16 protein-coding genes are annotated in these 16,258 nt (G+C 72.3%); 8 read left to right on the top strand and 8 right to left on the bottom strand.

From position 1 onward, the window contains the following. Positions 1 to 599: 599 nt before the first annotated feature. Positions 600 to 1,598 (top strand): helix-turn-helix transcriptional regulator, encoded by a 999-nt coding sequence (locus OHN19_RS15665; protein ID WP_330264786.1) that lies wholly within the window; start codon positions 600 to 602, stop codon positions 1,596 to 1,598. Positions 1,599 to 1,750: 152 nt separating this feature from the next. Further along, positions 1,751 to 2,455: a hypothetical protein gene (locus OHN19_RS15660; protein WP_330264785.1), complete on the top strand. Its 705-nt coding sequence runs from the start codon at positions 1,751 to 1,753 to the stop codon at positions 2,453 to 2,455. A 108-nt stretch (positions 2,456 to 2,563) separates the two neighbouring features. On the opposite strand, the gene OHN19_RS15655 is transcribed toward OHN19_RS15660, so the two are convergent. Next, a complete protein-coding gene (locus OHN19_RS15655) occupies positions 2,564 to 4,336 on the bottom strand; it encodes an acetyl/propionyl/methylcrotonyl-CoA carboxylase subunit alpha (RefSeq protein ID WP_330264784.1) in 1,773 nt (590 codons plus the stop codon). Between the two features lie 364 nt (positions 4,337 to 4,700). On the opposite strand from OHN19_RS15655, the gene OHN19_RS15650 reads away from it, so the two are divergent. Next, positions 4,701 to 5,249, top strand: coding sequence for a hypothetical protein (locus OHN19_RS15650; protein WP_330264783.1), 549 nt, complete (start codon positions 4,701 to 4,703; stop codon positions 5,247 to 5,249). Here OHN19_RS15650 and OHN19_RS15645 read toward each other — a convergent pair. From OHN19_RS15645 to OHN19_RS15630, 4 genes are all read right to left on the bottom strand, one after another. Then, complete coding sequence (locus tag OHN19_RS15645) at positions 5,218 to 5,838, bottom strand: nucleoside triphosphate pyrophosphatase (protein WP_330264782.1); 621 nt, start codon at positions 5,836 to 5,838, stop codon at positions 5,218 to 5,220. The genes OHN19_RS15650 and OHN19_RS15645 overlap by 32 nt on opposite strands. A 35-nt stretch (positions 5,839 to 5,873) precedes the next feature. Further along, a complete protein-coding gene (gene mmpB / locus OHN19_RS15640) occupies positions 5,874 to 6,002 on the bottom strand; it encodes a morphogenic membrane protein MmpB (protein WP_267974108.1) in 129 nt (42 codons plus the stop codon). A 109-nt stretch (positions 6,003 to 6,111) separates the two neighbouring features. Beyond that, the gene (locus OHN19_RS15635; protein ID WP_330264781.1) at positions 6,112 to 6,318 is read right to left on the bottom strand and encodes an acyl-CoA carboxylase subunit epsilon; all 207 of its coding nucleotides are present in this window, start codon (positions 6,316 to 6,318) and stop codon (positions 6,112 to 6,114) included. Between the two features lie 9 nt (positions 6,319 to 6,327). Further along, a complete protein-coding gene (locus OHN19_RS15630) occupies positions 6,328 to 7,920 on the bottom strand; it encodes an acyl-CoA carboxylase subunit beta (protein ID WP_330264780.1) in 1,593 nt (530 codons plus the stop codon). Positions 7,921 to 8,031: 111 nt separating this feature from the next. Between OHN19_RS15630 and OHN19_RS15625 the strand changes: the two genes are divergently transcribed. Together OHN19_RS15625 and OHN19_RS15620 are read left to right on the top strand one after the other, a co-directional pair. Next, positions 8,032 to 8,895 carry a biotin--[acetyl-CoA-carboxylase] ligase gene (locus tag OHN19_RS15625; RefSeq protein WP_330264779.1) on the top strand — a complete coding sequence of 288 codons (864 nt, stop codon included), beginning with the start codon at positions 8,032 to 8,034 and terminating at the stop codon, positions 8,893 to 8,895. A gap of 105 nt (positions 8,896 to 9,000) precedes the next feature. After that, a complete protein-coding gene (locus OHN19_RS15620) occupies positions 9,001 to 10,092 on the top strand; it encodes an adenylate/guanylate cyclase domain-containing protein (RefSeq protein WP_123762732.1) in 1,092 nt (363 codons plus the stop codon). Between the two features lie 28 nt (positions 10,093 to 10,120). Here OHN19_RS15620 and OHN19_RS15615 read toward each other — a convergent pair whose 3' ends face one another. After that, the gene (locus OHN19_RS15615) at positions 10,121 to 10,810 is read right to left on the bottom strand and encodes a hypothetical protein (RefSeq protein WP_330264778.1); all 690 of its coding nucleotides are present in this window, start codon (positions 10,808 to 10,810) and stop codon (positions 10,121 to 10,123) included. 200 nt (positions 10,811 to 11,010) lie between these two features. Here OHN19_RS15615 and OHN19_RS15610 point away from each other — a divergent pair, with 200 nt between their 5' ends. From OHN19_RS15610 to hutH, 3 genes are all read left to right on the top strand, one after another. After that, positions 11,011 to 11,811 (top strand): enoyl-CoA hydratase/isomerase family protein, encoded by an 801-nt coding sequence (locus OHN19_RS15610; protein ID WP_330264777.1) that lies wholly within the window; start codon positions 11,011 to 11,013, stop codon positions 11,809 to 11,811. Between the two features lie 399 nt (positions 11,812 to 12,210). Further along, the gene (locus OHN19_RS15605) at positions 12,211 to 13,359 is read left to right on the top strand and encodes a GGDEF domain-containing protein (RefSeq protein ID WP_330264776.1); all 1,149 of its coding nucleotides are present in this window, start codon (positions 12,211 to 12,213) and stop codon (positions 13,357 to 13,359) included. 81 nt (positions 13,360 to 13,440) lie between these two features. Beyond that, complete coding sequence (gene hutH / locus OHN19_RS15600) at positions 13,441 to 14,979, top strand: histidine ammonia-lyase (RefSeq protein WP_330269624.1); 1,539 nt, start codon at positions 13,441 to 13,443, stop codon at positions 14,977 to 14,979. A gap of 49 nt (positions 14,980 to 15,028) precedes the next feature. Here the strand turns inward: hutH and OHN19_RS15595 are convergent, their stop codons facing one another. Together OHN19_RS15595 and OHN19_RS15590 are read right to left on the bottom strand one after the other, a co-directional pair. Continuing rightward, complete coding sequence (locus tag OHN19_RS15595) at positions 15,029 to 15,814, bottom strand: hypothetical protein (protein ID WP_330264775.1); 786 nt, start codon at positions 15,812 to 15,814, stop codon at positions 15,029 to 15,031. Between the two features lie 42 nt (positions 15,815 to 15,856). Then, positions 15,857 to 16,159 (bottom strand): LPXTG cell wall anchor domain-containing protein, encoded by a 303-nt coding sequence (locus OHN19_RS15590; protein WP_330264774.1) that lies wholly within the window; start codon positions 16,157 to 16,159, stop codon positions 15,857 to 15,859. Positions 16,160 to 16,258: the final 99 nt, after the last annotated feature.

Below are 16,258 nucleotides of genomic sequence, written 5' to 3'. Positions count from 1 at the left end.
GGTTTCGGGGTGGGGTCGGGTGCCGGGTCTGGCTTCGGTGTGGGGGTGCCGTGGTCTGGCGTGGGTGTGGGGGCGCCGGGTCTGAGGGGTGTCACGGGGGCCGGGGCTGAGAGTCGAAACGGGGGTGCTGGCTCCGGGTGTCGACGCGGGGGCGTCGGGGCTGAGAGTCGCGACGGGGCGCCGGGTCTGAGATGCGCCGCGGCTGGGGGCCGGGCTGAGCTGTGCCGCGGCTGAGGGCCTGGGCTGAGAGGCGCCATGTCCGGGGGCCGGTCCAAGAGACGCTCACGTGGGGCCGGTTGAGGTCGTACGGCGGCTGTGGGTTCGTTGTGGCGGGTCGTGCCCGCGCGGGGGTGGCCGCTCATTCGGCCCTGGCGCCTCAGCGGCGCGAACCGCGCCCACCGAGACGGCGGCGCCCCTCCCGCCGCGCACGCCCCCCGCGGGTCAAGTCGCCCTTTGCGCGCCCCCGTTCGCCCTCCCTCCCACCCCCGGCGATCCGGCCGGGACGCTGCACATGGCGGCCGGAAGTCGTAGTTTTCTCTCAAGGGGGAGTTATCGCCCTCTGGGGGATATCTCTGGCGAGAGCAGCGCCGGGAGAGTGTATGGAGATCAGCGGGGCCGACGCGCGCCGTGTGGTGGAGCTGGGGCGGGAACTGGCGGATGCCGGGCGGCCCGAGGAGTTGTGGGAGCGGGCGCTGACCGCCGTGCTGGAGCTCGTGCCCGCCGACGCCGGGCAGCGGTACCGGCTGCCGATGGACGGGCGGGGCGTGTTCGTGGTCAACGTGCCCGCGGACTCCTTCCACGCCGACCCGATGGTGATCTACGACCATCCCCTGGACCACCCCCTCACCGACCTGATGCTGGACGCGGTCACCCCGGGTGCCTGGCGGGTCAGCGATGTCGCCGGTGACCGGCAGTGGCAGCGCACCCACTGCTACAACCTCGACTTCCGTCCCTTCGGCCTGCGCCACCACCTCGTCGCCGCCGCGGGCTCGGACACCGCGACCGCGGTGGAGGGCTACGCCCTGGTCCGCTCCGGCACCGACTTCACCCCACGGGAACGCGATCTGCTGGGCCTTGTCCAGCTCCAACTCGGGCAGCTGGAGAGCCAGTTGGCCGAGCGGCAACGCCTCATAGCGCTGTCCGCCGCCGCGCTGCGGCTCGCCGAGGGGCACGGCTGCGGCGTCGCGAGCCTCGACGACACCGGCCGGCCCCGCCCCCTCAACGCCGTCGCCGCCGACCTGCTCACCGCCCTGCGCGACGACCCCCGCCTCACCGCGGGAGTCTCCTTCACCGCCCGCCACATCGAGGTACGGCACCTGCCCGCCACGCCCGGTCTGCCCGCGCTGCTCCTCCTGCACGACCTGTCCCGCGCCCGCGCGGTGGCCCGCCTGTTCGGCATCACCGAGCAGGAGCACCGCACCCTGGCCCACCTCCACGACGGCCGTACGGCGACGGAGGCGGCCCACCGGATGGGCCTGTCCCCGGCGACCGTACGCGGCTACATCGCCTCCCTGCACCGCAAGCTGGAGGCCGGCCACACCGCCGCCCTCCTCCGCCGTGGCCGCGACCTGGGCCTCCTCACGGACCGAGTGAGCTGAGACGTTGGTCGGGGCGGGGGCGGTGTCCGCCTGGCGAGCCGCAAGGCGACATGTCGCGACCCCCTCAGAATTGACGGATGGTCATCAGGCGGGCCTGATCGGTTCACTGGTGGGAGGCGCTCCGCTCGGGGGCAGACCGCCAAGGGGGACTCATGACCACCACGCCGTCACCGTCACGCACGCCCACGGCCGCCGCGGACGCGGGCACACCCCGCACCGCCCGCCTCCTCGCCGCGATCACGGCCACCCTCGGTCCGCTGATGTTCGCCGCGGCGGGACTAGTGGCCCCGTACGACACCGACGCCTCCAGCAAGGAGATCGCCCGGGACATCGCCGCACACACGGGCGCCGCGGAGCTCTCCGTGTGGCTGTGGACGGTGGGCACCGTGCTGTTCCTGCCCGGCCTGGTCGGCGTCTCGCTGCTCGCCGTGGCCCGCTCCGCCCGGCTGGGCCTGTGGGGCGCGGTCCTCTTCGGCACCGGGCTCACCGCCGTCAACGCCACGCCCAACCTCGACATCGTCGCGCTCGGCGGCTTCGAGAAGGGCGTGAGCCAGGACTCCCTGGTGCGGGTGGCCGACGGCGTCAACGAACTCGCCGTGGTGAACGGCCCGATCCTCTACTTCGTCGCCGCCCATGTCGTCGGCGCGGTCCTCCTCGGTGTCGCCCTGCTGCGCGGCCGCGTGGTCCCCGCCTGGGCGGCCTGGCTGCTGATCCTGTCCATGCCGCTCAACGTGGCCGGCTATGTGATCGGCATCGCCGCCCTGACCGCCCTGACCTTCGTCATGGCGGCCGTCGCCTTCGGGTACGCCGGCCTCGTCCTCGTCCGCCACGGCAGCGGCTGGACGCGGACCGCGTAGCCCACCAGGGCCACCGTCACGGGGGACGGGGAAGCGAGGCGCCCCGCGGACCTGCTGCTCAGGTCCGCGGGGCGCCTCGGGAACGTCGTACAGGAAGAGGTCCTGCGGTCAGTCCTTGATCTCGCAGATCGCCGCGCCGGAGGTGATGGACGCGCCGACCTCGGCGGTCAGGCCCTTGATGGTGCCGGAGCGGTGGGCGTTGAGGGGCTGTTCCATCTTCATGGCTTCGAGGACGACGACGAGGTCGCCTTCCTTGACCTCCTGGCCCTCCTCGACGGCGATCTTGACGATGGTGCCCTGCATCGGGGAGGCGAGGGTGTCGCCGGAGGCGACGGGGCCGGACTTCTTGGCGGCCCGGCGCTTGGGCTTGGCGCCCGCGGCGAGGCCGGTGCGGGCCAGCGACATGCCCAGCGAGGAGGGCAGCGAGACCTCCAGGCGCTTGCCGCCGACCTCGACCACGATCGTCTCGCGGTCGCCGTCGTCCTCGGCCTCGGTGTCGGCCGGGGCGGCGAAGGGCTTGATGTCGTTGACGAACTCGGTCTCGATCCAGCGGGTGTGGACCGTGAAGGGGTCCGCAGAGCCGGTCAGCTCGGGCGCGAACGCCGGGTCCTTGACCACCGCGCGGTGGAAGGGGATCGCGGTGGCCATGCCCTCGACCTGGAACTCCTCCAGGGCGCGGGCGGCACGCTGCAGGGCCTGCTCGCGGGTGGCGCCGGTGACGATCAGCTTCGCGAGGAGGGAGTCCCAGGCGGGGCCGATGACCGAGCCGGCCTCGACGCCGGCGTCCAGGCGCACGCCCGGGCCGGAGGGCGCCTCGAACTTGGTGACGGTGCCGGGGGCGGGCAGGAAGTTGCGGCCGGGGTCCTCGCCGTTGATGCGGAACTCGAAGGAGTGGCCGCGCAGTTCGGGGTCGCCGTAGCCCAGTTCCTCGCCGTCGGCGATGCGGAACATCTCGCGCACCAGGTCGATGCCGGCGACCTCCTCGGTCACCGGGTGCTCGACCTGCAGGCGGGTGTTGACCTCCAGGAAGGAGATCGTGCCGTCCTGGCCGACCAGGAACTCGCAGGTACCGGCGCCCTCGTAGGAGGCCTCCTTGAGGATGGCCTTGGACGCCCGGTACAGCTCGGCGACCTGCTCCTCGGACAGGAACGGCGCGGGCGCCTCCTCGACCAGCTTCTGGTGGCGGCGCTGCAGCGAGCAGTCACGGGTGGAGACCACGACCACGTTGCCGTGCTTGTCGGCCAGGCACTGGGTCTCCACGTGCCGGGGGCGGTCCAGGTAGCGCTCCACGAAGCACTCGCCGCGGCCGAACGCGGCCACCGCCTCACGCACCGCGGAGTCGTACAGCTCGGGGACCTCCTCCAGGGTGCGGGCGACCTTCAGACCGCGCCCGCCACCGCCGAAGGCGGCCTTGATGGCGATCGGCAGGCCGTGCTCCCGGGCGAACGCCACCACCTCGTCGGCGCCGCTCACCGGGTCGGGCGTGCCCGCCACCAGCGGGGCGCCGGCGCGCTGGGCGATGTGCCGCGCTGCGACCTTGTCGCCCAGGTCGCGGATGGCCTGCGGGGGCGGGCCGATCCAGATCAGGCCCGCGTCCAGGACCGCCTGCGCGAACTCGGCGTTCTCGGAGAGGAAGCCGTAGCCCGGATGGACGGCGTCCGCGCCCGCCTCCCGCGCGGCCCCCAGGACCTTGTCGATGTCGAGATAGCTGGTGGCCGGGGTGTCACCGCCCAGGGCGAACGCCTCATCCGCGGCGCGGACATGCAGAGCGTCCCGGTCCGGGTCGGCGTACACGGCCACGCTCGCGATACCGGCATCCCGGCAGGCCCGGGCAACGCGGACAGCGATTTCGCCACGGTTGGCGATGAGCACCTTGCGCACGATTGAGGCTCCCTCCTTGAAACAAGCCGAGTTTAGGGACTGCCGACACGGCACTTCGACCCGTCCCCGGTGGTGAGCTAGCCCACACAGAGCGTGATACGCGGCTCACTCCGTCTGCGAAATCCCTTGTCGCACCTCGGTACGCAGGACTCCTCCCGGAAACCCTAGCCCTCCTCTGTGGCCAAGGTCTCTGTAAGAGCGTGCTGCGGACCACTTCGTTTCTTTGTGGAGTCCCTACGAATGGCCCAATGATTCTTTGCCACCCGCCGAACCCTTGTCCCGCGGTTTACCCGTTAGTAGCGTTCACGCTGTATCGAACGTACTTGGGGTAACAAGAGCACGGCTCGAAAGTGGGTGGGGACCGGTGATACGCAGGCCGGTGGCGTGGATCGTGGCGGTCGTCCTCTTCGCCGAGGCGTTCGGTGTGGCCCTGCTGAACTGGATCATGGCCAATGTCGTCGACGGGCAGAACATGTCCCTGGCCGGCCTCGACCCGGACGCCATGGTGATGTCCTCGAAGGTGGGCGCGGTCGTCTTCGGCCTCTACTTCGCCCTGTGCGGCCTGGTGGCCCTGCTGGTGGCCCTGCGCGACCGTCAGCCGGCCGGCCTCGGCCGCATCCTGCTGATCAGCGTGGCCGTGGTGCACGGCCTGCTCGCCGCCGTCGCCTGGGCGCTGATCGGCCGGCCGCAGTTCGTGTTCATGGTCGTCATGCTGGCGCTCATCGTCCTGCTGCTCGTGACGTACGACGCCCAGCCGCAGCCGCAGCCGCAGCCGCAGCCGCAGCCGACGCCGCCCGCGGACCCGCAGGGCACCGACGGGCCCGGCGATTCCGAGGCCGCCGAGGAGCCGAAGGACGCTCAGGAGGCCGCAGGCTCGCCGCTCACGCCTCCGCCGGCTCCCACAACTCCGTGATGCCCACGCCCAGTTCGGCCAGCAGTCGGCGCAGCAGCGGCAGGCTCAGGCCGATCACGTTGCCGTGGTCGCCGTCGATGCCCTCGACGAACGGGGCCGAGCGGCCGTCCAGGGTGAAGGCCCCGGCGACGTGGAGGGGCTCGCCGGAGGCGACGTACGCGGCGATCTCGTCGTCGGTCGGGTCGCCGAAGCGGACCACCGTGGAGGCCACGGCGGAGACGTACCGGCCGCTCGTCGTGTCGTAGACGCAGTGGCCGGTCTGGAGGGTGCCCGCGCGGCCGCGCATGGCCTTCCAGCGGGCCGTGGCCTCCTCGGCGTCAGCCGGCTTGCCGAGCGCCTCGCCGTCCAGGTCGAGCACCGAGTCGCAGCCGATCACCAGGGCGCGGGCTGCCTTGGGCAGTGCGGCGACGACGGACGCCTTGGCCTCCGCGAGGGCGAGGGCCAGTTCGGCGGGGGTGGGGGCGGCGACGGCGTCCTCGTCGACGCCGCTGACGATCACCTCGGGGGTCAGGCCCGCCTGGCGCAGGAGGTTCAGCCGGGCGGGCGACTGGGAGGCGAGGATGAGGCGGCGGCGCGGCTGATCGGTCATGCGGTCAGCGTAATGCCGGTCGGTGGAGGGCCGTGTCAGCGCAGTCCGACCACGATCATCGCGAGCACCATGGCCAGGGCCATGAAGATGCCCAGCCGCCGAAGCATCTCCTGCATGTCGCGGAGTTCCTTCGGGGGTTCGTCATCGGGGTCGGACCACAGCATGCCACCAGCGTGGGGCTTGGCGGAGGGGGGCGCCTGAGTACGGGTACTCAAAATGGCGCCCTGAGTTGTGGCCAGGTGCGCGGTTCCCCGCGCCCCCAGGTAGGTCCACTCACCCCGGCCAGTAGGTGCGGGCCCATGCCGTCGGGCCCGGTTGGGGCAGGCGGTGGGTGGCGATCCTCGACGGGTCGGACCACGCTTCCTTGTGCTGGTCCGCGCCGGGCGGCTCCGGGGCTGCCGCGGCGCGGGCGCGGACCACCGCCAGGGCGGCGGCCAGCTCCTCCGGCGTGGGGTTGCCCCGTACGACCTTGATGTTCACAGCGTCTCCTTAGAGGGGGATGTTGCCGTGCTTCTTCGGGGGCAGGGACTCGCGCTTGGTGCGGAGCTGGCGCAGGCCCCGTACGACATGGCGGCGGGTGTCCGACGGCATGATCACGGAGTCGATGTAGCCGCGCTCGGCCGCGATGTAGGGGTTGAGGAGGGCGTCCTCGTACTCCTGGATCAGCCGGGCGCGGGTCGCCTCCACGTCTCCCGCGGCCTCGGCCTCGGAGATCGTGCGGCGGTGCAGGATGTTGACCGCGCCCTGGGCGCCCATGACGGCGATCTGGGCGGTGGGCCAGGCGAGGTTGAGGTCCGCGCCGAGGTGCTTGGAGCCCATGACGTCGTAGGCGCCGCCGAAGGCCTTGCGGGTGATCACCGTGATGAGCGGGACGGTGGCCTCGGCGTAGGCGTAGATGAGCTTCGCGCCCCGGCGGATGATGCCGTCGTGCTCCTGGTCGACGCCCGGGAGGAAGCCCGGCACGTCCACGAAGGTGAGAACCGGGATGTTGAAGGCGTCGCAGGTGCGGACGAACCGCGCGGCCTTCTCGGAGGCGGTGATGTCGAGGCAGCCGGCGAACTGCATCGGCTGGTTGGCGACGATGCCGACCGGGTGGCCCTCGACACGGCCGTAGCCGGTGAGGATGTTCGGCGCGAACAGTGGCTGCGTCTCGAAGAACTCGGCGTCGTCCAGGACGTGTTCGATCACCGTGTGCATGTCGTACGGCTGGTTCGCGCTGTCCGGCACCAGCGTGTCCAGCTCGCGGTCCTCGTCGGTGATCGCGAGGTCCGCCTCCTCCGGGTACACCGGCGGCTCGGACAGGTTGTTGGACGGCAGGTACGACAGCAGCTGCTTGACGTACTCGACGGCGTCCTTCTCGTCCCCGGCCATGTGGTGGGCCACGCCCGAGACGGAGTTGTGGGTGCGGGCGCCGCCCAGCTCCTCGAAGCCGACGTCCTCGCCGGTGACCGTCTTGATGACGTCGGGGCCGGTGATGAACATGTGCGAGGTCTGGTCGACCATCACCGTGAAGTCGGTGATCGCGGGCGAGTACACCGCACCGCCCGCGCACGGGCCGACGACCAGGCTGATCTGCGGGATGACACCGCTCGCGTGGGTGTTGCGGCGGAAGATCTCGCCGTACGCGCCGAGGGAGGCCACACCCTCCTGGATGCGGGCGCCGCCGGAGTCGTTGATGCCGATGACCGGACAGCCGGTCTTCAGCGCGAAGTCCATCACCTTGACGATCTTCTGGCCGTAGACCTCGCCCAGCGCGCCGCCGAAGACGGTGAAGTCCTGGGAGAACACGGCGACGGGGCGGCCGTCGACCGTGCCGTACCCGGTGACGACGCCGTCGCCGTAGGGGCGGTTGTTCTCCAGGCCGAAGTTGGTGGAGCGGTGCCGGGCGAACTCGTCCAGCTCGACGAAGGAGCCCTCGTCGAGGAGGAGTTCGATGCGCTCACGGGCCGTCAGCTTGCCCTTGGCGTGCTGCTTCTCGACGGCACGTTCGGAGCCGGCGTGCGTCGCCTCCTGGATGCGGCGCTGGAGATCCGCGAGCTTGCCCGCGGTGGTGTGGATGTCGATCTCTTCCGGCTCGGACATCGGTCTCGCGGCTCCCTGCCTGCTCAAAAGGGGGGACGGTTACTCATCCGTAGAGTAGTGGTGCCCCTACGAATCAGCAGTGCGGCGTTTCACACACCTAGGGTGGCTTGCATGACGCCGCGAGATGCTTCAGGAGACGACAGCCGTTGGTCGGACCTCGACCGGCCACCCCTCAACGCCGCCGCGCTGCGCCGCGGGCTGGTGCGCGACGGCGGGCTCTGGTCCGGGATCGAGGTGGTGGCCGGCACCGGCTCCACCAACTCCGACCTGGTGGCGCTTGCCACCGCGGGCAAGGCCGCCGAGGGCGCGGTCCTCGTCGCCGAGGAGCAGACCGCCGGGCGGGGCCGCCTGGACCGGCAGTGGACCGCGCCGCCGCGCTCGGGCCTGTTCTTCTCGGTCCTGCTGACGCCGGGTGACGTGCCGGTGGCCCGCTGGGGCTGGCTTCCGCTGCTCACCGGGGTCGCGGTGGCGACGGGCCTGTCACGGTCCGCGGGTGTCGACACGGCCCTGAAGTGGCCCAACGACCTGCTGGTGACCGTCGGCGGCGAGGAACGCAAGGCGGGCGGGATCCTCGCCGAGCGGGCCGGCGACCACGGGGTCGTCGTGGGCGTGGGCATCAACATCACGCTCCGGGAGGACGAGCTGCCGGTGCCGACCGCCGGTTCGCTGGCGCTGGCCGGAGCGGTGAGCACGGACCGGGACCCGCTGCTGAGGGGCGTACTGCGCTCTCTGGAGGAGTGGTACGAGCGCTGGCGTGCGGCGGCGGGGGACCCGACGGTGAGCGGCTTGCAGGAGACGTATGCGGCGGGGTGCGCGACGCTGGGAAGACGGGTACGGGCCGAGCTGCCGGGAGACCGGTCACTGGTCGGCGAGGCGGTGGCGGTGGACGGCGACGGCCGCCTGGTGATCGCGACGGAGGAGGGCGTACAGGAACCGGTGGGAGCGGGAGACATCGTCCACCTGCGCCCCGCGTAGGCCCGCACCCCCTTGTCGGCGCCCTCGGGAGTGAGCTGGCGCACACCTGCCGTACAGTTGAGGCCGGTCGATACCTGACCGTGACAGATCGGAAGGGCAGCAGGCGTGACCGTAGACGACACGGGCTCCGGCGCGGACGCGACCCCGCACCCGCTCGCCGTGCGTCTCGAACAGCTCATCCTCGGCGCCGAGCGGCGCTACACCCCCTTTCAGGCGGCCCGCACCGCCGGCGTCTCCATGGAGCTGGCCACCCGCTTCTGGCGGGCGATGGGCTTCGCGGACGTCGGCCAGGCCAAGGCGTTCACCGAGGCGGACGTCCTCGCGCTGCGCCGGCTCGCCGGTCTCGTCGAGGCGGGGCTGCTGAGCGAGGCCATGGCCGTACAGGTGGCGCGGTCCACCGGGCAGACCACCGCCCGGCTCGCCGAGTGGCAGATCGACTCCTTCCTGGAGGGCCTGACCGACCCCCCGGAGCCGGGCATGACCCGCACCGAGGTGACGTACCCGATCATCGAGCTGCTCCTGCCCGAGCTGGAGGAGTTCCTCGTCTACGTCTGGCGCCGCCAGCTCTCCGCGTCGGCGGGCCGGGTCGTGCAGGCCGCCGACGACGAGGAGATGGTCGACCGGCGGCTGTGCGTCGGCTTCGCGGACCTCGTCGGGTTCACGCGGCTGACCCGCCGGATGGAGGAGGAGGAGCTCGGCGAGCTCGTCGAGGCCTTCGAGACCACCGCCGCGGACCTCGTGGCCGCGCGCGGCGGGCGGCTCATCAAGACCCTCGGCGACGAGGTGCTGTACGCGGCGGACGACGCGGCGGTGGCCGCCGAGATCGCCCTGCGGCTGATCGAGACCATGGCGAACGACGAGACCATGCCCGAGCTGCGCGTCGGCATCGCCTTCGGCACGGTGACCACCCGTATGGGTGATGTCTTCGGTACGACGGTGAACCTGGCCTCCCGGTTGACCTCGATAGCTCCCCGGGACGCCGTGCTCGTCGACAGCGCCTTCGCGGAGGAGCTGATCCGCCACGGCGAGGCGCCCGCCTCCGAGGCGGAGGCGGCCGAGGCCGCGGCCACCGCCGAGAAGGAGGGCGAGGAGCCGCCGACGTACCGCTTCGCGCTCCAGCCGATGTGGCAGCGGCCGGTACGTGGTCTCGGCGTGGTCGAGCCGTGGCTGCTGACCCGCCGGGACGTGGCGCCCTAGCCGCGCCGTTCGGGCACGTCGGCAAGGCCTAACGCTGCTGCACGCACAGGCCGATGATCGGTACGCACAGGCCCGGGGCGGGCCGGCTCGACTGGGTGGGCTGTGCCGTCGGGGCGGGGGCCGGCGGGGGTGTGGTCCGGGCCGAGGTCGGGGCCGGCCGTGGTTGCGGGGCGGCGGTCGTCGCCGGCGCGTGCGGCGCGGTGGTGGTCGTGGGGGCGGGTGCCGGGGCGTTCGGAGCGTCCGGGATCGTCGTGGGGGCGGCCGCGTAGGGCAGTGGTACGGCGGATCCGGGCGCGGATGCGGATGCCGGTGTGCTCGGTGCGAGGGGTGCGCCCGCCGTCGGGGTCGCCGAGATCCCGCCCATGAGCGTGGTGGAGGACGGGCTCACCTTCGGGACGGCACCGATGGTCGCGGCGGTGTCGGCCGCGCGGTCCGTGCCGGTGCCCGTGCCCGTGCCGGTGTCCATGCCGCTGTTCGTGTCCGGGGCCGCCTGGGGGTCGGTCTCCGTCGCGCCGAAGCCGCCCATCGTGGTGTCGGAGGCCAGTCGTACGAGGCTGAGGGCGCCGGCGGCCAGGGCGAGGCCGCCCGCCGCGAGGAGGACCTTGCGGGGGCGGGGCTTGCGGTGGCGGCCCCGGGGGCCTCTCGGCCCGCGTGAGCCGAAGAGGTGGGTGCCGTCGCCGTCCGCGAGCCCCGTCGTCATCGTGACCGTCGCCGTCATGGTTCCTCCCCTGTGTGCCCGCGCCCCCTGTGCGCCGTGGCGGGGCGCACGTTATGCGCTGCTGTGGGCGGTGGGGGAGGAGTTGGGTGGGATGTCACTCGAACGGGGTGTCGGGCGGGTCGGGGGGAACCTTTCGTGGAGTGGGCGGGGCTGCGATGATCTGAGCGTTCTTGTTAACCCGCGTTAACTGGGAGGGTCTGATGGGCGAGCAGCGGTTCGGGGAGTTCGTGCTGGTGCGGGGGCATGGGGAGGACGGTGTCGTCGAGCTGGTGCTGGACCGGCCGAAGGCGATGAATGCGGTCTCCACGGAGATGGCACGGTCGGTCGCGGCGGCGTGTTCGGCGCTCGGGGGTGACTCGGGGGTGCGGGTGGTCGTGGTGACCTCCACGCATGAGCGGGCGTTCTGCGTCGGGGCGGATCTGAAGGAGCGGAACTCCTTCAGCGACGCGGAGCTGCTGCGGCAGCGGCCGGTGGCCCGCGGGGCGTACACCGGTGTGCTGGAGCTGCCGGTGCCGACGATCGCGGCGGTGCACGGGTTCGCGCTGGGCGGGGGGTTCGAGCTGGCGCTCGCGTGCGACCTGATCGTGGCGGACGGTACGGCGGTGGTGGGGCTGCCGGAGGTGTCGGTGGGGGTGATCCCCGGGGGCGGGGGGACGCAGTTGCTGCCGCGGCGGGTGGGGGCGGCGCGGGCCGCCGAGCTGATCTTCACGGCGCGGCGGGTGGAGGCGGAGGAGGCGTACCGGTTGGGGCTGGTGGATCAGCTGGTGCCGGCGGGAGAGGACCGGTCCGCTGCGCTGGCTCTGGCGGGGCGGATCGCGGCGAACTCGCCGGTGGGGTTGCGGGCGGCGAAGCGGGCGTTGCGGCTTGGGCAGGGGTTGGATCTGCGGGCCGGGCTCGAGGTGGAGGACGCGGCGTGGCGGGCGGTGGCGTTCTCGGGGGATCGGGCGGAGGGGGTGGCGGCGTTCAATGAGCGGCGGGCGCCTCGGTGGCCGGGGGTTTGACGTTGTCTGGTGCCGGTTCGGTGGGGGCGGGCGTTTTGCGCAGTTCCCCGCGCCCCTGGAGGCCTGCGGCGGCCCCTTGCTGTCCGGTGGGGGCGTGCGTAGCGCGTGCTGGTTCGTCTCGGGTCGGGGCCGGGGTGGGGGGTATCCGTCCTCGGTCCGGCGGCTCGGCCGCTTATGAGGGGCTCGGTGATGGACGCCGGCCGCTGCGGGCGGACACCCCCCACCCCGTCCCCTTCACGCCGTACGCGTCTGCACGGACGTCCACATGACCCACCCAGGGGCGCGGGGAACTGCGCGACCAGCCCCCACCGGGCCGCAGTCGCCCGACAACAGAACCCGGCGCCTCAAACAGCCCAACCTCACCCCAGCCCCCGCCCAAATCCTCCCTAACCTGGAGTGATGGGTGAGGACATCCGGCTGGCCGCGGTCGTCTCGTTGGCGCAGGGCATGGCGGCGGCCCACGGCTCGCGGGAGGCGTGGCGGGCCGCTGCCGCCGGGGCGTGCCGTGCGCTCGGGGGGAGTTTCGCCGCGCTGTCGGTGTGGGAGCGGGAGCTCGGGCGGCTCAGGGTGTTGGTGAACGTGGGGGAACGGGTCGCCGGTGAGGAGGAGTTTCCCGAGGGGGAGGCCTACCCCGTGCACCAGTTCCCGGAGATCACCGAGTTCCTGCACGAGCGCTGGGCCGGGGGCGGGGAGCCCAATGCGTGGGTGGAGACGGCCGAGGGGCCCGCGGCGGGCGTGCGGCCCGGGTACGTGCATCAGCGGGTCGCCGCGCTGCGGAGGAGGGGGCGGGGGTGTTGTGTGGTCGCGCCGATCGTGTTGAACGGGCGGGCCTGGGGGGAGTTGTACGTGGCCCGGCCGGTGGGGGCTCCGCTGTTCGGGCGGGAGGACGCCGACTTCGCCACCGTGCTGGCCGCCGTCGTCGCCGCCGGTATCGCGCAGGCGGAGCGGCTGGAGGAGGCCAGGCGGCTCGCGTACACGGACGCGCTGACCGGGCTCGCCAATCGCCGGGCCGTGGACGTGCGGCTCGACGAGGCCGTGGAGCGGCACAAGCGGGACGGGGTCGTCGTCAGTCTGGTCGTCTGTGATCTCAACGGGCTCAAGCGGGTCAACGACACCCAGGGCCATGCCGTGGGGGACCGGCTGCTGGAACGTTTCGGGTCGGTGCTGTCGCTGTGCGGGGCCATGGTGCCGGGGGCCTTGGCCGCGCGGCTCGGCGGGGACGAGTTCTGTCTGCTCGCGGTCGGGCCCTCCGCCGACGAGGTGGTGCGGGCCGCCGACGAACTGTGCCGTCGGGCCGGGGAGCTGGAGCTGGGGGAGGGAGTGGCGTGCGGGGTCGCCTCGACCGCGGATCCCATCGGACCCGTGCGGTCGGCCCGGCGGCTGTTCCGGCTCGCCGACGCCGCGCAGTACCGGGCCAAGGCCGAGCGGGCCACCAAACCGGTGGTCGCCGGCCGGGGCGGGGTCGAGGATCCCGTCGTACGGCTGGCGGATGCCGCGCCGTCCGAGCCCCCCTCGCCGGAGCGACGGCGGTTCCGGGGGCGGACCTGAGGTGCCGGGGGAGGTAAGGGGCGTAACCCCGACCCAGTAGTGACATCCTGGAATTCAATGCGTACGCTCCTGAATATGGATATGCACACTGTGGTGGTGGGGACGTCCGGGGTCACCGCGTCCGACGTCCTTGCCGTGGCGCGCGGCGGTGCCCGGGTCGAGCTCTCCGGGGAGGCGGTCTCGGCGCTGGCGGCCGCGCGCGGGATCGTGGACGCGCTCGCGGCCAAGCCCGAGCCCGTCTACGGCGTCAGCACCGGCTTCGGTGCCCTCGCGACCCGGCACATCAGCCCCGAGCTCCGGGCCCAGTTGCAGCGCAACATCGTGCGCTCGCACGCCGCGGGAATGGGGCCCCGGGTGGAGCGGGAGGTCGTACGGGCACTGATGTTCCTGCGACTGAAGACCGTCTGCTCGGGACGCACCGGGGTGCGGCCCGAGGTCGCGCAGACCATGGCCGACGTGCTCAACGCCGGGATCACGCCCGTCGTTCACGAGTACGGCTCCCTGGGGTGCTCCGGTGACCTGGCGCCGCTGTCCCACTGCGCCCTCACGCTCATGGGGGAGGGGGACGCCGAGGGGCCCGACGGTGTCGTACGGCCCGCCGGTGAGCTGCTCGCCGAGCACGGGATCGCGCCCGTGGAGCTGCGGGAGAAGGAGGGGCTCGCCCTCCTCAACGGCACCGACGGCATGCTCGGGATGCTGGTGATGGCCCTCGCCGATCTGGAGATGCTGTACAAGTCCGCCGACATCACCGCCGCCCTCTCGCTGGAAGCGTTGCTCGGGACCGACAAGGTGCTCGCTCCCGAGCTGCACGCCATCCGGCCGCATCCGGGGCAGGGGGACTCCGCGGCCAACATGCTGGCCGTGCTGGAGGGTTCGGAGCTCACCGGGCACCACCAGGACGACGCACCCCGGGTCCAGGACGCCTACTCGGTGCGCTGCGCCCCGCAGGTCGCCGGAGCCGGGCGGGACACCATGGCGCACGCCCGGCTGGTGGCGGAGCGGGAGTTGGCGTCCGCGGTCGACAACCCCGTGGTGCTGCCCGACGGTCGGGTCGAGTCCAACGGCAACTTCCATGGCGCGCCGGTCGCTTATGTGCTGGACTTCCTCGCCATCGCGGTCGCCGATCTCGCGTCGATCGCCGAGCGGCGCACCGACCGGCTGCTCGACAAGAACCGGTCGCACGGGCTGCCGCCGTTCCTCGCCGACGACGCCGGTGTGGACTCGGGGTTGATGATCGCCCAGTACACCCAGGCCGCGCTGGTCAGTGAGTTGAAGCGGCTGGCCGTGCCGGCGTCCGCGGACTCGATCCCCTCGTCGGCCATGCAGGAGGACCACGTCTCGATGGGCTGGTCCGCCGCGCGCAAGCTGCGCACCGCCGTCGACAACCTCACCCGGGTCCTCGCCGTCGAGCTCTACGCCGCCTCGCGCGCCGTCGAGTTGCGGGAGGGCCTGAGTCCCGCGCCGGCGACCCAGGCCGCCATCACCGCCGTACGCAAGGCGGGGGTCGAGGGTCCCGGACCGGACCGGTTCCTGGCGCCCGACCTCGCGGCGGCCGACGTGTTCGTGCGGGAGGGGCGGCTGGTGTCGGCGGTGGAGGCCGTCACCGGGCCGCTGCGGTAGGAAGGCGGGGCCCTGTTCGTCGTACGGCTGAACAGGGCCCGTTCGGCGGCTACTTGAGCTTGGTCACCTGCGCGTCGAGCACGGCGGCCGGTACGGTGGCCGCCTTGCCGCTGCCCAGCGAGGCGAAGTCGACCGTGTAGTACGTGGAGACGGTGCTGCCGACGCGGACCACGTCGACGTTGAAGGTGGCCGTGCCCTCGCCGTCCATGTCGGAGTTCACGGCGAAGGCCACCGACTGGTCGCCCTTGCCGGAAGCCTTGCCCGCGGCGACCTTGGTGATCTTGAGGTTCTCGCCCTCCGCCGCGATGCCGAATCCGCCGGAGCAGGCGGCGATCCCGTCGGAGACGGCCTTGACCGCCTTCTCGGCGCCGTCGCCCTCGTAGGAGGACAGGCCCACGATGGTCATGTCGACGTTGAAGGCGTCCTCGATGTCGGCCTCGCCGGGGGACGGCGTGGAGGTCTGCGAGGTGACGGTGTTGTTCGCGCTCGCGTCGGTGTCGGCCGGCGGGAGGCCGGACAGCGCGTAGGCGAGCGGCGCGCACGCGGACTTGTCGGCCTTCACGGCGCTCTTGGCCTTCGGCAGGGTGTCGTCACCCGGGTCGACGTCGTAGCCGGCGACATCGCCCTTGGCGAGGAGCAGCTTCTCCAGTTCGGCCGCGCTGCGGGCCTTCGCGGCCGGGGCCGAGCTCGCGGCGGAGGAGGCGCCGGCCTCCTTGGACGACCCCGACTCCTTCGCGTCGTCGTCCGAACCCCCGCCGCATCCGGTGACGAGGGCGAGGGACAGCACGCTCACGGTCGCCGTGGCGCCTATGCGCGCCCGCGATGATCTCTTCATGTGCGGACTATGAAGGCCTCACCAAGAAATCGTCAAGCGGGTTTAAAAACCCAGCCGTTCCCGGCGTACCGAATAGACGACGAAGCCCGCACCCAGCGTGAGGAAGAGGGTGCCGCCGACGACGTACGGCGTGGTGTCGAAGCTGCCGGTGTCGGCGAGCTGCACGCTCTCCCCGGTCGTCTCCGTGTGTGTGGTCGTGGCCCGTGCCTGCGCCGTGGCCTGCACGGACGGCTCAGTTCTGACCGGCTTGTCCTGGGACGCGTTGGCGGACGGGACGAACCAGAGGGCACCCAGGAGGGTCCCCGCGGCGGTGGCGGTCAGCAACGGACGGCGAACGGATGACACGGAATATCGATCCCCTTGTGGCACTGGCGAATTGGCCGTGTGGGGCGATGTTAGTGAAAGACGCGGGTCACGGGAAAGTCACGGGAGCGATGGGCCTTA

The sequence above is a fragment of the Streptomyces griseorubiginosus genome, from assembly GCF_036345115.1.
In the GTDB taxonomy this organism is placed as follows: domain Bacteria; phylum Actinomycetota; class Actinomycetes; order Streptomycetales; family Streptomycetaceae; genus Streptomyces; species Streptomyces griseorubiginosus_C.
The sequence above is the reverse complement of the archived record's forward strand: the minus strand, read 5'-3'. Positions and strand labels throughout refer to the sequence as shown.